Origin of the sequence: Kitasatospora sp. NPDC085464 (assembly GCF_044541955.1) — a bacterium.
GTDB lineage: Bacteria > Actinomycetota > Actinomycetes > Streptomycetales > Streptomycetaceae > Kitasatospora.
Genome location: NZ_JBITTM010000058.1, coordinates 42,585 through 55,586 on the forward strand (window position 1 = coordinate 42,585; position 13,002 = coordinate 55,586).

The 13,002-nt window shown below is 71.9% G+C and carries 9 protein-coding genes, 2 pseudogenes and 1 riboswitch; of the genes and pseudogenes, 8 read left to right on the top strand and 3 right to left on the bottom strand.

Going from position 1 to position 13,002, the window contains the following annotated elements; genetic code table 11:
* Positions 1-94 precede the first annotated feature (94 nt).
* Entirely contained in the window at positions 95-1,147 is a 1,053-nt protein-coding gene (locus tag ACIGG8_RS36395; RefSeq protein ID WP_396552899.1) for a MazG family protein, read from the top strand.
* 4 nt (positions 1,148-1,151) lie between these two features.
* Here the strand turns inward: ACIGG8_RS36395 and ACIGG8_RS36400 are convergent, their stop codons facing one another.
* Positions 1,152-1,577 (bottom strand): SDR family NAD(P)-dependent oxidoreductase, encoded by a 426-nt coding sequence (locus tag ACIGG8_RS36400; protein ID WP_396552900.1) that lies wholly within the window; start codon positions 1,575-1,577, stop codon positions 1,152-1,154.
* A gap of 266 nt (positions 1,578-1,843) precedes the next feature.
* Between ACIGG8_RS36400 and ACIGG8_RS36405 the strand changes: the two genes are divergently transcribed.
* The 7 genes and pseudogenes from ACIGG8_RS36405 (at position 1,844) to ACIGG8_RS36435 (ending at position 10,128) form a co-directional block, all read left to right on the top strand.
* The gene (locus ACIGG8_RS36405; protein ID WP_396552901.1) at positions 1,844-3,298 is read left to right on the top strand and encodes a cytochrome P450; all 1,455 of its coding nucleotides are present in this window, start codon (positions 1,844-1,846) and stop codon (positions 3,296-3,298) included.
* Between the two features lie 243 nt (positions 3,299-3,541).
* Positions 3,542-3,708: riboswitch (cyclic di-AMP (ydaO/yuaA leader) on the top strand.
* A gap of 5 nt (positions 3,709-3,713) precedes the next feature.
* On the top strand, positions 3,714-4,517 hold the full coding sequence (locus ACIGG8_RS36410) for a transglycosylase family protein (protein ID WP_396552902.1): 804 nt from the start codon (positions 3,714-3,716) through the stop codon (positions 4,515-4,517).
* Between the two features lie 269 nt (positions 4,518-4,786).
* Positions 4,787-6,073 carry a phosphopyruvate hydratase gene (gene eno / locus ACIGG8_RS36415; protein WP_350526158.1) on the top strand — a complete coding sequence of 429 codons (1,287 nt, stop codon included), beginning with the start codon at positions 4,787-4,789 and terminating at the stop codon, positions 6,071-6,073.
* Between the two features lie 141 nt (positions 6,074-6,214).
* Positions 6,215-6,697, top strand: coding sequence for a septum formation initiator family protein (locus tag ACIGG8_RS36420; protein WP_396552903.1), 483 nt, complete (start codon positions 6,215-6,217; stop codon positions 6,695-6,697).
* A pseudogene (locus tag ACIGG8_RS36425) lies at positions 6,669-7,190 on the top strand (DUF501 domain-containing protein); the annotation flags it as partial. The gene ACIGG8_RS36420 and the pseudogene ACIGG8_RS36425, both read left to right, overlap by 29 nt.
* A gap of 206 nt (positions 7,191-7,396) precedes the next feature.
* Positions 7,397-8,332 carry a Ppx/GppA phosphatase family protein gene (locus tag ACIGG8_RS36430; protein WP_350526165.1) on the top strand — a complete coding sequence of 312 codons (936 nt, stop codon included), beginning with the start codon at positions 7,397-7,399 and terminating at the stop codon, positions 8,330-8,332.
* Positions 8,333-8,760: 428 nt separating this feature from the next.
* A complete protein-coding gene (locus tag ACIGG8_RS36435) occupies positions 8,761-10,128 on the top strand; it encodes an NAD(P)/FAD-dependent oxidoreductase (RefSeq protein ID WP_350526160.1) in 1,368 nt (455 codons plus the stop codon).
* Positions 10,129-10,298: 170 nt separating this feature from the next.
* Here ACIGG8_RS36435 and ACIGG8_RS36440 read toward each other — a convergent pair whose 3' ends face one another.
* Entirely contained in the window at positions 10,299-12,857 is a 2,559-nt protein-coding gene (locus ACIGG8_RS36440; RefSeq protein ID WP_396552904.1) for an ABC transporter permease, read from the bottom strand.
* A 48-nt stretch (positions 12,858-12,905) separates the two neighbouring features.
* Positions 12,906-13,002: pseudogene (locus ACIGG8_RS36445) on the bottom strand (ABC transporter ATP-binding protein); the annotation flags it as partial.

A 13,002-nucleotide genomic window follows, 5' to 3' on the forward strand; every position in this document is an offset into this window, starting at 1 on the left:
GTGGGTCGCCCCGCGCCTACCCGGGTCGCCGGGAGGGGTGGGGTGGGTGGGGCGAGGGCCGCAGGTGGCCGCGGTGGGCGGGTAGGTTCGGGGTGTGACGACGAATGTTCCCGGTGCCAAGTTGATTCTGCTGACCACGACCCACCGGGTGGCCCCCGGGTTGCTGGCGTGGCCGGCGTGGGAGGCGTTGCGGGCGGCGGGGCGGGTGCTGGTGGCGGACGAGGGGCATCCGCAGCTGGCGGCGGTCCGGCAGGCCGGGGTCGCGGTGGAGGTGGTGGCGCCCGGTTCGGCGCCCGCGTTGGCGCGGTTGTTGACCGAGCAGCCCGCCGGGGCCGGGGCGACGGTGTGGCTGGGCAGTCCGGACGGGGATCCGGGGCTGACGGACGCGCTCGCGCGGCTCGCGGTGGAGCGGGCCGGTGAGGTGCCGGAGATCGAGGTGCTTCCGGGTTCGTACGACCTGCCGGGGGCGCGGCTGCTGGACCTGGTGACGGTGATGGACCGGCTCCGCTCGCCGGGCGGCTGCCCGTGGGACGCCGAGCAGACGCACGAGAGCCTGGTGAAGTACCTGGTCGAGGAGGCGTACGAGCTGGTCGAGGCGATCGAGGAGGGGGACCGCGACACGCTGCGCGAGGAGCTGGGGGACGTCCTGCTCCAGGTGTTCTTCCACTCCAGGATCGCCGAGGAGCACCCGACCGGGGCCTTCTCGATCGACGACGTGGCGGGGGACATCGTCGAGAAGCTGATGTACCGGCACCCGCACGTGTTCGGGGACGTCGAGGCCGGGGGCGCCGCCGAGGTGGAGGCGAACTGGGAGCAGCTGAAGGCCGCGGAGAAGGCGGACCGCGAGTCGGTGCTGGATGGCGTGCCGGCCGGGCTGCCCTCGCTGGCGTACGCGGCGAAGCTGGTGTCGCGGGTGCGCCGGTCGGGCTTCTCCGGGGTGCCGGACGAGCCGTACGAGCTGCCGGCCGAGCTGACCGCGGAGTCGGCGGGCCGGCTGCTGCTCGCGGTGGCGCAGCGGGCGCACGACGCCGGGGTGGACGTGGACGCGGCGCTGCGCTCGGCCGCGCGCGGTTACCGGGACGCGGTGCGCGCGGCCGAGGGCCTCAAGCCGGTCGGGCAGCCCGGCGTGGAGCCGGACGGGAAGTAGGCGCTCAGGCCGCCGTGGCGGTGCTCTCCACCGGGCGCCGCTGCGGCGGGACGAGTTCGCCGATGGCCTCGCCGACGAGGACGACGAGTTCGGCGAGGCGTTCCAGGTCGAGGTGGTCGGGCAGGTCGGCGAGGGAGACGATCCGCTCGCCGTCCGGGCCGGCGACGGCGAACAGGTCGATCGGCCCGAGGTGCTTCTCCGCGGTGTCGACGAGGGCGGCCACGTCGCTGGGGCGGCGGATGTCGCCGGAGACGCCGACGACGGGGCAGCCCGGCCGGTCGAGTTCGGCGGCGAGGTCCTCGGCGATGCCGACGTGCTGGTCGGCGATCAGCATTCCGGCGGCGCCGGCCGCGGAGAACCGGCGGGCGAGGTCGGCGCCCGACCCGCCGTCGAGTACCGCGATGACGACGACTGACCCGCTGACCCGCATGGTCTGCTCCTCCCTGTGGGCGACACCGCACCGGCGCCCACGCGTACTGCGGAGGATCGTAGGCACGACCTGACCCTCCGCAACAGGGATTACCCCTCAGGTGACCAGGCTCACGCCCGCCGTCCGGCCAAGAGCTGTCCAAGAGCTGTCCACGGACCGTCCACGGGTCGTCCACGGAGTGTTGGCGCGCCCGTCGTACGCCGTTGTCACGGGGGTCGCGAGCCGTCGGCGGAGGGGGGAGCGCACCCAGCGGATACGGTCGACCCATGCCAGCTCAGCCCGACCCCGCCCGGCCCGCAGCCACCCCGTCCGACGCCACCCCGCCCGCAGGTCCCGTCCGGCCCGCCGCCCCGCAGTCGGACGCCGCCACCCCGTCGGACGCCGCCGCCCCGCAGTCGGACGCCGCCGCGCCGCAGCCCGAGGCCGCCGCGCCGCAGCCCGACGCCGCCGCTCCGCAGCTGTTCACCTGGGAGTTCGCCGCCGATCCGTACCCCGCCTACGCCTGGCTGCGCGAGCACGCCCCGGTGCACCGCACCAAGCTGCCGAGCGGTGTCGAGGCCTGGCTGGTGACCAGGTACGCGGACGCCCGGCAGGCGCTCGCGGACGCCCGGCTGTCGAAGAACCCGGCGCACCACAGCGAGCAGGCGCACCGCACCGGCCGGGTGGGCATTCCGGGGGAGCGGCAGGCGGACCTGATGACGCACCTGCTGAACATCGACCCGCCGGACCACACCCGGCTGCGCCGCCTGGTGTCGAAGGCGTTCACCCCGCGCCGGGTGGCCGAGTTCGAGCCGCGGGTGCAGCAGCTCACCGATCGGCTGATCGACGGCTTCGCGCAGCGCGGCTCGGCGGACCTGATCCACGAGTTCGCCTTCCCGCTCCCCATCTACGCGATCTGCGACATGCTGGGCGTGCCGGCCGAGGACCAGGACGACTTCCGCGACTGGGCCGGGATGATGATCCGGCACGGCGGCGGCCAACGCGGCGGCGTGGGGCGGGCGGTGAAGCGGATGCGGGCGTACCTGCTGGAGCTGATCCACCGCAAGCGGGCGGACCTCGGGGACGACCTGATCTCGGGCCTGATCCGCGCGAGCGACCACGGTGAGCACCTGACCGAGAACGAGGCCGCGGCGATGGCCTTCATCCTCCTCTTCGCGGGTTTCGAGACGACCGTGAACCTGATCGGCAACGGGACGTACGCGCTGCTGCGCAACCCGGGCCAGCGCCGGTTGCTGCAGGAGTCGGTGGCGCGCGGGGAGAGCGCGCTGCTGGAGACGGGCATCGAGGAACTCCTGCGCTACGACGGGCCGGTGGAGCTGGCGACCTGGCGGTTCGCGACGCGTCCGGTGACCATCGGCGGGGTGGACATCCCGGTCGGCGATCCGGTGCTGGTGGTGCTGGCCGCCGCGGACCGCGATCCGGCCCGGTTCGCGGACGAGAACACCCTGGACCTGGCCCGGACGGACAATCCGCACCTGGGGTTCGGGCACGGCATCCACTACTGCATCGGTGCTCCGCTGGCCCGTTCGGAGGGGCGTGCCGCACTGGCCACGCTGCTTTCCCGGCTGCCCGATCTGCAGCTCGCGGAAAGCCCGGAGAATCTGCGCTGGCGGGGCGGTCTGATCATGCGTGGCCTGCGGGAACTCCCGGTCGAATTCACTCCGGAGAGCCGCTCCCCGCATACGCCGCCGCACGCTCCTTCCGCGCCCCCGGCGAACTGACGCGAGGTGGCGGAACGCCGGGCGGCGCGCTGACGGAACGTCGCCCGGCGTGCTCCCGGTGGGGTGTGAAACCCCATCAATGCCGACATAGTGGCGCCGTTGGTAGGCGATCGGACACGTGCCGTAATTTCTGTGTGATATCCGGGATATGAGCTTGTGATCGGTCTGAAGATCTGTCTACTCTCCCTGGAGTTCGCAGCTGCGGACCTCGTGCGCGGAACGCCGAATCCTGCCCGCCGCGTCACGGGAAACCGACCAGAACCCTGGGCAGGGGCGGGGGAACCAGGTTTGTTGCCGTCCCCACGGCTTGGGGTGAAGCCGCCCGAGCGGAATCGTTTCCGCGTACGGCGGCCGGGCCACCTCCCGGTCCGAACCCGACAGCTCACCTCGCAGGCGTGCGGAGAGGGACCTCTTCATGCTGTTCGTTGGAACCGGCCGTCACCGTCGTCGCACCCAGACCGAGAAGGCCATCGCCGTCGCCGGTGTGGCCGGCGTCGGACTCGCGATGCCGCTCCTCACCGCGACCGGCGCCTCCGCCGCCCCGGTCTCCACCTGGGACGCCGTCGCCCAGTGCGAGAGCGGCGGCAACTGGAGCATCAACACCGGCAACGGCTACTACGGCGGCCTGCAGTTCACCTCCAGCACCTGGAAGGCGTACGGCGGCACCTCGTACGCGGCGCAGGCCAACCAGGCCAGCAAGGCGCAGCAGATCTCGATCGCCGAGAAGGTGCTCGCCTCGCAGGGCCCCGGCGCCTGGCCGGTCTGCTCCGTCAAGGCCGGCCTGACCAAGGGCGGTGCCCCGGCGTCCGTCGACACCTCCTCGGACTCCAAGCCGCAGTCGGCCCCTCAGCAGCAGACGCCCAAGCGGCAGGCCCAGAAGCCGGCCGAGAAGCCGGTCCAGAAGCCCGCCGAGAAGCCGGCCGCGAAGCCCGTACAGAAGCAGGCCCCGAAGCACGCCGCCCCCGTGCAGGCCGAGAAGCCCGTCGACCAGTCGGCGCAGCAGTACGTTCCCAAGCACGCGGCCCCGCGCCCCGCGCAGCCGGCCCCGGTCGCGCAGACCGGCCACGACTACACCGTCCACGCCGGTGACACGCTGTCGACCATCGCCGCCACCCAGGGCGTGTCCGGCGGCTGGCACGCGCTGTACGAGCAGAACCGCTCCACCGTCGGCGGCGACCCGGACCTGATCCTGCCCGGCCAGGTGCTGCACCTCGGCTGAGCCGGCGTGTCCCTGGTGGCACCGGCGACACGCGTGACGGGGGGTCGGTCCGGCCGGCCCCCTTCGTCCGCATTCGCCCGATCCGGTGGGACAAGCTGGGACAAGCAGGTGAACTACCGGTGGGTAGCGGGGCCACACGCTGAGACGGGACCGAGGCCGACGTGGCCTGGAGAGCCCGGGCGGTTAGGCTCTGGTCCGTAACGACTCCGCAATCGTCCCGCCGACAGCGCCACCGTCAGCGGGACCCTGCTTCCGCAAGGAGATGCCTCGTGCCGTCCATCGATGTCGTCGTAGCCCGTGAGATCCTCGACTCCCGCGGCAACCCCACGGTCGAGGTCGAGGTCGGCCTCGACGACGGCAGCACGGGTCGTGCCGCTGTCCCGTCGGGTGCCTCCACCGGTGCCTTCGAGGCCCTGGAGCTGCGCGACGGCGACAAGAACCGCTACTTCGGCAAGGGCGTGGAGAAGGCCGTCCTCGCCGTCATCGAGCAGATCGGCCCGGAGCTGGTCGGCTACGACGCCACCGAGCAGCGCCTGATCGACCAGGCCATGCTGGACCTGGACGCCACCCCGGACAAGTCCTCGCTCGGCGCCAACGCCATCCTGGGCGTCTCGCTGGCCGTCGCGCACGCCGCCTCCGAGGCCAGCGACCTGCCGCTGTTCCGCTACCTGGGCGGCCCGAACGCGCACGTCCTGCCGGTCCCGATGATGAACATCCTCAACGGCGGCTCGCACGCGGACTCCAACGTCGACATCCAGGAGTTCATGATCGCCCCGATCGGCGCGGAGTCCTTCTCCGAGGCCGTCCGCTGGGGCGTCGAGGTCTACCACACCCTCAAGGGCGTGCTGAAGGAGCGCGGGCTGTCCACCGGCCTGGGCGACGAGGGCGGCTTCGCGCCGAACCTGGACAGCAACCGCGAGGCCCTGGACCTGATCACCGAGGCCATCCAGAAGGCCGGCTACGTGCCCGGCCGTGACGTCGCGCTGGCCCTGGACGTCGCCGCCTCCGAGTTCTACCAGGACGGCGCCTACCAGTTCGAGGGCAAGGCCCTCTCGGCCGCCGAGCTCATCGAGTACTACGCCGAGCTGGTCGCCGCCTACCCGCTGGTCTCCATCGAGGACCCGCTGGACGAGTCGGACTGGGACGGCTGGAAGGCCATGACCGTCAAGCTGGGCGACAAGGTCCAGCTGGTCGGCGACGACCTGTTCGTCACCAACCCGGCCCGCCTGGGCAAGGGCATCGAGACCGGCACCGCCAACGCGCTGCTGGTGAAGGTGAACCAGATCGGCTCGCTGACCGAGACCCTGGACGCCGTCGAGCTGGCCCAGCGCAACGGGTACCGCTGCATGATGTCGCACCGCTCCGGCGAGACCGAGGACGTCACCATCGCCGACCTGGCCGTCGCCACCAACTGCGGCCAGATCAAGACCGGTGCCCCGGCCCGCTCCGAGCGCGTCGCCAAGTACAACCAGCTGCTGCGCATCGAGGAGATCCTCGACGACGCCGCCGAGTACGCCGGCCGCGGCGCCTTCCCGCGCTTCAAGCACGAGGGCTGAGACCGCGAGGTCACGAGGGCCGAGCGCTCCCGGTAGCGCAAGCCTGACCGGTGCCCCGCCGTTCACCCCGTAGGGTGGACGGCGGGGCACCGTCGCGACCAGGAGGGGATACGGGAGATGGCAGGCTGGAGGATCCCGGGCTTGGCGGCCCGGCCTCGGTTCACGAGCCGGGCGACCGTCCTCGTCCTGGTGCTGTGCTCACTGGTGGCGATCCTCGCCTACCCGACGCGGCAGTTCATCTCCCAGCGCGCCGAGATCTCCGCCCAGCGGGCGAAGGCCGACCAGGTGCGCCGGCAGGTCGAGCAGCTGCGCCGGGACCGGGCCCGCTGGCAGGACCCGGAGTACGTCAAGGCGCAGGCGCGCGCCCGGCTGCACTACGCGGTGCCGGGGGAGACCCCGTACATCGCGGTGGATCCGGCCGACCAGGCCTCCGCCAAGCCCTCCTCGTCCGCCGCCGGCGCCCCCGCCGCCGGGGTGGCTGCCGGTCAGGCGACGGCCGCCAAGCCCTGGTACACCAGCATCTGGGACTCGGTCGACGCCGCCGACACCGCCGCGCCGGCCCCCGGCACCCCCCTTTCGCTCCCACCGTCCCCCGTTGGAGACACCTCCCCCCATGACCACTGAGAACCACCCCGCCGTCTCCGACGCCGACGTCGCGGCCATCGCCGCCCAGCTCGGCCGGGTGCCGCGCGGCCTGCGCGGCGTGGCCCACCGCTGCCCGTGCGGCAACCCGGACGTCGTGGAGACGGCTCCCCGCCTGCCCGACGGCACGCCGTTCCCGACGCTCTACTACCTGACCTGCCCCAAGGCCGCCTCGCTGATCGGCACCCTGGAGGCGGAAGGCGTCATGAAGGACCAGACGGCCCGGCTCGCCGAGGACCCGGAGCTGGCCGCCGCCTACCAGGAGGCGCACGAGGACTACATCGCCCGGCGCGACGCCATCGAGGTGCTGGAGGGCTTCCCGAGCGCCGGCGGCATGCCGGACCGGGTGAAGTGCCTGCACGTGCTGGTCGGCCACTCGCTGGCGGCCGGCGAGGGCGTCAACCCGCTCGGCGACGAGGCGATCGGCATGCTGGAGGACTGGTGGGCGAAGGGCCCGTGCGTCTCCCCGGCCGAGGTCCAGGCGGCCGGTGAGCGGGTCGCCCGCAACCGCGCCAAGGACCAGGACCACGACGCCGTGATCGCCGCCAAGCAGCAGAAGACCGCCGAGCGCGCCGCCAAGAAGCGTGCCGCGCAGGAGCCGGCCGAGGACGCGGCGCAGTCCCCGGCGGCCCCGGGCGGGTCGGCCGGGGACACCGGCGGGCAGCAGGAGTCGCAGTGACCATGACCCGAGTCGCCGCGATCGACTGCGGCACCAACTCGATCCGGCTGCTGGTCGCCGACCTGGACCCGGAGACCGGGGAGATCACCGACCTCGACCGCCGGATGATCGTCAACCGGCTGGGTCAGGGCGTGGACCAGACCGGCCGGCTGCACCCGGACGCGCTGGCCCGCACCTTCGCGGCCTGCCGGGAGTACCAGGAGATCATCTCCGGCTTCGGGGTCGGCCCGGAGCGGGTGCGCTTCGTCGCCACCAGCGCCTCCCGGGACGCCGAGAACAGCGACGAGTACGTCAAGGGCGTGCGCGACGTCCTGGGCGTCGAGCCCGAGGTGGTGAGCGGCGAGGAGGAAGCGCGACTGTCCTTCCTGGGCGCCACCAAGGAGCTGACCGGGGGTCAGTTCCCCGCCCCCTACCTGGTGTTCGACCTCGGTGGTGGCTCGACCGAGTTCGTGCTCGGCGCGGAGGACGTGCAGGCGGCGCGCTCGGTGGACATCGGCTGCGTGCGGCTCACCGAGCGGCACTTCGGCGGCGCCGAGCTGCCCTCCGCGGAGCAGGTCGCCGAGGCCCGGGCGCACGTGCGGGCCGAGCTGGACAAGGCCGAGGAGGTCGTCCCGCTGACCGGCGCGGCCACCCTGGTGGGTCTGGCCGGGACGGTCACCACGGTGTCCGCGATCGCCCAGGGCCTGCCGGACTACGACTCCGCCGCGATCCACCACTCGCGGATCGGCCGGGAGCGGGTCGCCGAGATCGCCCGTGAGCTGCTGGCCGCGACCCACGCCGAACGCGCGGCCATCCCGTCGATGCACCCGGGCCGGGTGGACGTGATCGCGGCCGGCGCGCTGGAGCTGCTGGAGATCATGGAGCGCACCGGCGCCGCCGAGGTGGTCGTGAGCGAGCACGACATCCTGGACGGGATCGCCTGGGGTATCGCCTCCTGACCCCGGGCAGGGCTTACCCGACCGGCCCCGGCACCCCTTTCGGAGGGCCGGGGCCGGGACGCGCCCGGGCCCGTGCGAAAAGGTTCGTGAATTTCTTCACATGACGATCGGGCCATTCGTCGCACCGGCTCGCCCGCTACGTCCGAATTGTGGGACCGAAGGCCTCCCGGCGGTGACGCCCCTTGGATCGCAGGTCAGGGCTCGTTCGGGGTTTGAATATCAAAACCACGCGCGGGAACCCGGGCCCTGTACGGATCGTTGCTGCTCAGCAGGGTGGTGCTCCGGCGCATGTTCACGAGGGGGCGTGAAGGGCCGTGAGGTTGCGCGCCCGTGCCGGTTTTGTGGCCGCGCAGTGTAGCACGGGGGGTCCATGAGCTTGTGACCGGGCTCACGAAGGCTGCTCCGGACGGTGCTGGATACTTTCGGATATGAGCACCACGGAGCGTCCTCGCATCCTCATTGTCGGCGGTGGTTACGTCGGCCTGTATGCCGCGATGCGCATCCTCAAGAAGATGCGCTACGGCGAAGCGACCGTCACGGTCGTGGACCCGCGGTCGTACATGACGTACCTGCCCTTCCTCCCCGAGGCGGCCGGCGGCAACGTCGCGCCCCGCAACCTCGTCGCGCCGCTGCGCAGCGCCCTCAAGCAGGCGGAGGTGCTGACCGGGTCCGTCACCGGCATCGACCACGCCCGCAAGGTCGCCACCGTCCAGCCCGCGGCCGGCGACAGCTACGAGCTGCCCTTCGAGTACCTGGTCGTCGCGACCGGCTCGGTCTCCCGCACCTTCCCGATCCCGGGTCTGGCGGAGAACGGCATCGGCATGAAGACGGTCGAGGAGGCCATCGGCCTCCGCAACCACGTCATGGCCCAGCTCGACAAGGCCGAGTCCACCACGGACGAGGAGGTCCGCCGCAAGGCCCTGACCTTCGTCGTCATCGGCGGTGGCTTCGCCGGCATCGAGACGATCGCCGAGATCGAGGACATGGCGCGCGACGCGTCCAAGCTGTACCGGACCGTCAGCCGCGACGACATGCGCTTCGTCGTGGTCGAGGCCGCCAACCGAATCCTCCCCGAGATGGGCCCGGACCTCGGTCTGTGGACCAAGGAGAAGCTCGAAGAGCGCAACATCGAGGTCTACATCGAGACCTCGATGGACTCCTGCGTCGACGGCCACGTCATGCTGAAGAACGGCATGGAGATGGACGCCTCCACCATCGTGTGGACGGCCGGCGTGAAGCCGAACCCGGTGCTGTCCGAGTTCGGTCTGCCGCTGGGCCCGCGCGGCCACGTCGACACCGCGCCGACCCTCCAGGTCCAGGGCTTCGACTACGTCTGGGCCGCCGGCGACAACGCCCAGGTCCCGGACCTCGCCGCCGGCGAGGGCGCCTGGTGCCCGCCGAACGCGCAGCACGCCTGCCGTCAGGCCGTCGTCCTCGGCGACAACGTGATCTCCGGCATGCGCGGCTTCCCGCAGGCGGAGTACAAGCACAAGAACCTCGGTGCGGTCGCCGGTCTCGGCCTGCACAAGGGCGTCGCGATCCTCTTCGGCAAGTACAAGCTGAAGGGCCGTCCGGCCTGGTGGTTCCACCGCCTGTACCACGGCGCGATGGTGCCGACCTTCAACCGCAAGGTCCGCGTCTTCACCGACTGGACCCTCGCGATGTTCCTGAAGCGCGAGATGGTCGGCCTCTCCCAGATGGAGAAGCCGCAGCTTCCGATCCAGGAGGTCACCCCGCCCACCAAGCCCGTCGAGGCCGCCAAGCCGGCCGCCGACAAGGAACTCGCGAGCAAGTAAGCGACTGAGACCCCGGTGTGGGAGCGCCGGGGTATGAGTCGGAGGCCCTCCGCCCGGCAGCGTTGCCGGACCACGACCTCCGTGGTGCTCAGCCGGCCCTGTGACCGGGCGGAGTACAGCAGTAGGAGAGCCCCTGCCGGGATCGGCAGGGGCTCTCCGCGCGTCCCGGGTCAGTCGGTCTTGATGCTCGACAGGATGTCCAGCCCGGCCGCCCGGCGGGCCGGCCAGATCGCGGCCACCAGGCCCACCACTCCGGCGAGCGCCAGGAACAGCGCCAGCTGGCCGTACGGCAGGACGGTGGTCAGCCCGGCCAGGCCGGACTTCAGGGTGCCGTTGATCGCCCAGGCGATGAAGCACCCGAGGGCCAGGCCGATGCCGGCGCCGAACAGCGAGATCACCACGGACTCCAGACGGACCATCCGCTTGATGCCCCGGCGGTCCAGGCCGATCGCCCGCAGCATCCCGATCTCGCGCTTGCGCTCGAAGACCGACATCGCCAGCGTGTTGATCACGCCCAGGATCGCGATCAGGACCGCCATGCCCAGCAGGCCGTACATCAGGTTCAGCGCGAAGGTGATGGTCTGGCTGAAGCCGTCGCGGACGTCCTGCTTGGACTTCACCTCGATCACCGGGTTGGCGCCGGTGGCGTCCTTGAGCGACTGCTTGAGCGTGTCGGTGGCGCCGTCCTTGCCCTTGACGAGGACGTCGGAGACGTACGGCTTCGGGTCGTGCTTGGCGATCTCGCTGTTGGCCAGCAGGGCCGGGCCGAGCATGCCGCCCGTCCTGTACACGCCGCCGACGGTGAGCTGCCCCTTGGTGTCGTCCGGGTAGGAGACGGTCATGGTCGAGCCGGTGGTGACGTTGAACTTCTTGGCGACGTCCTCGTCCACCAGCAGCTGGCCCTTGCCGAGCGCGGCGGTGGACCCGCTGGTCAGGTCGATGTCGACCAGCTGGTCGAAGGTCGCCGTGTCCAGACCGGAGATCGACTTGCCGGTGCCGTCGAGCTCCCAGTACGCCGTGGTCATCGGCGAGGAGGCCGCCACCCCGGGTGCCTTGGCGATCTGCGCGGGCACCTGCTCGGAGAGGTTCATGCCGTTGGCGGTCGAGACGATGTAGTCGGCCTTCATCGAGCTGGTGACGGCCCGGTCCACCACGTCCGACACCGAGGCGCCGATCACGGTGAGGCCGCTGACCAGGGTCAGGCCGATGGTGAGCGCCGCGGCCGTCGCGGCCGTCCGGCGGGGGTTGCGCACCGCGTTCTGCTGGGCCAGCTTGCCGGGCGTCCCGCCGAGGCCGCGCAGCAGCGGGCCGAGCAGGGCCACCACCGGGCGGGAGAGCAGCGGCAGCAGGACGAACACGCCGATCAGGGCCAGGAACGCGCCCAGGCCGACCGGGACCCGGCCGTCGGTGCTGCCGGTGGAGGCGCCGTAGCCGATCAGGGCCAGGCCGCCGGCGGCGAGCAGCGAGCCGATGGTGTTGCGGACCACCAGGCTCTTCTGGGAGGCCGGCTGGTCGCCGCTGCTCATCGCGGCCACCGGGGCGATCCGGGCGGCGCGCAGGGCCGGCAGCAGCGCGGACAGCACCGTCACCACGACGCCGACCACGAGGGTCACCGCGACGGTGACCGGCTTGATCACCAGGGCACCGCTCGGCATGTTCTCGTTCAGACCGACGATCAGGGACTGCATCCCCGCGCCGATCCCGACGCCCGCGGCCAGACCGGCCAGCGCCGAGACGGTGCCGATCACCAGGGCCTCGACCAGCACCGAGCGGGTGACCTGCTTGCGGCTGGCGCCGATGGCCCGCAGCAGCGCGAGCTCCTTGGTGCGCTGGGCGACCAGCATGGTGAAGGTGTTGGCGATGATGAAGATGCCGACGAAGAGCGAGATGCCGGCGAACACCAGCAGCATCGTGCGCATGTTGTCGGTGCCCTTGGTGATCATGCTCTGCTCGTCGGCCTTGAGCTTGGCGCCGGTCTCGACGTCGAACTGGCTGCCGGACGGCACCTTGGGCTGCACCTGGGCGAGCAGCGCGTCCTCGGTGGTGCCGGGCTTGGCGGTGAGCACGACGCCGCTGTAGCGGCCGGGCTCCAGCAGCAGCTGCTGGGCGGTGGCCTTGTCGAACAGGGTGAGCGTGCCGCCGGTGTTCACCACCGGGTCGTCGGTGGTGAAGACACCGGTGAGCTTCGCCTCGATGACGGGGCCGTTGGCGGCCACCCGCACCGTGTCGCCGACCTTGTAGCCCGCCTTGTCGGCGGTCTTGCGGTCGAGTGCGATCTCCTTGGCGTTCTTCGGGCCCTGGCCCTCGGCCATCGGGTAGCGCGGGTCCCGGCCGTCCTGGCCGGGGGCGAAGTTGGCGCCCTTGGCGGCCCAGAACTGGCCGATCAGGTTGCCCTTGTGGTCGGCCACGCCGGTGAAGCCGCTCACCACGCCGCGCGCGTTCGCGGTGCCCGGCAGGGCGGCCAGCTGCTGGAGGGTGGCGTCGGTGAGCGCGGCGGAGCCGCTCTCGCTCTTCTGCTTGGCGCTCGCGGCGGAGCCGGCCGCCTGGTCGACCACCTGGACCGAGACGTCCGAGTAGCTCTTGGAGTTGCTGTCCCGCATGGCCTTGCCGAAGGTGTCGGAGAAGACCATGGTGCCCGCCACGAAGGCGGTGCCGAGCATGACGGCCAGCGCCGTCATGAGCAGTCGGCCCTTGTGGGCCAGCACGTTGCGCAGTGCGGTGCGATACATGGGGTGTCCTGGGAAGGGTCGGTGGGCTGGCTGCGGGGCGGCGGGGTGTCAGCTGGTGCGGCCCTTGGCGTCGAAGCGGCGCATGCGGTCCAGGACGGTGTCGGCGGTGGGGTGGTGGAGTTCGTCGACGATGCGGCCGTCGGCG

Coding starts and splice junctions, on each gene's coding strand:
- ACIGG8_RS36400 (WP_396552900.1), bottom strand. CDS start 1,577: ATGCGGGTCAGCGGGTCAGTCGTCGTCATCGCGGTACTCGACGGCGGG.
- ACIGG8_RS36405 (WP_396552901.1), top strand. CDS start 1,844: ATGCCAGCTCAGCCCGACCCCGCCCGGCCCGCAGCCACCCCGTCCGAC.
- ACIGG8_RS36410 (WP_396552902.1), top strand. CDS start 3,714: ATGCTGTTCGTTGGAACCGGCCGTCACCGTCGTCGCACCCAGACCGAG.
- ACIGG8_RS36430 (WP_350526165.1), top strand. CDS start 7,397: ATGACCCGAGTCGCCGCGATCGACTGCGGCACCAACTCGATCCGGCTG.
- ACIGG8_RS36435 (WP_350526160.1), top strand. CDS start 8,761: ATGAGCACCACGGAGCGTCCTCGCATCCTCATTGTCGGCGGTGGTTAC.
- ACIGG8_RS36440 (WP_396552904.1), bottom strand. CDS start 12,857: ATGTATCGCACCGCACTGCGCAACGTGCTGGCCCACAAGGGCCGACTG.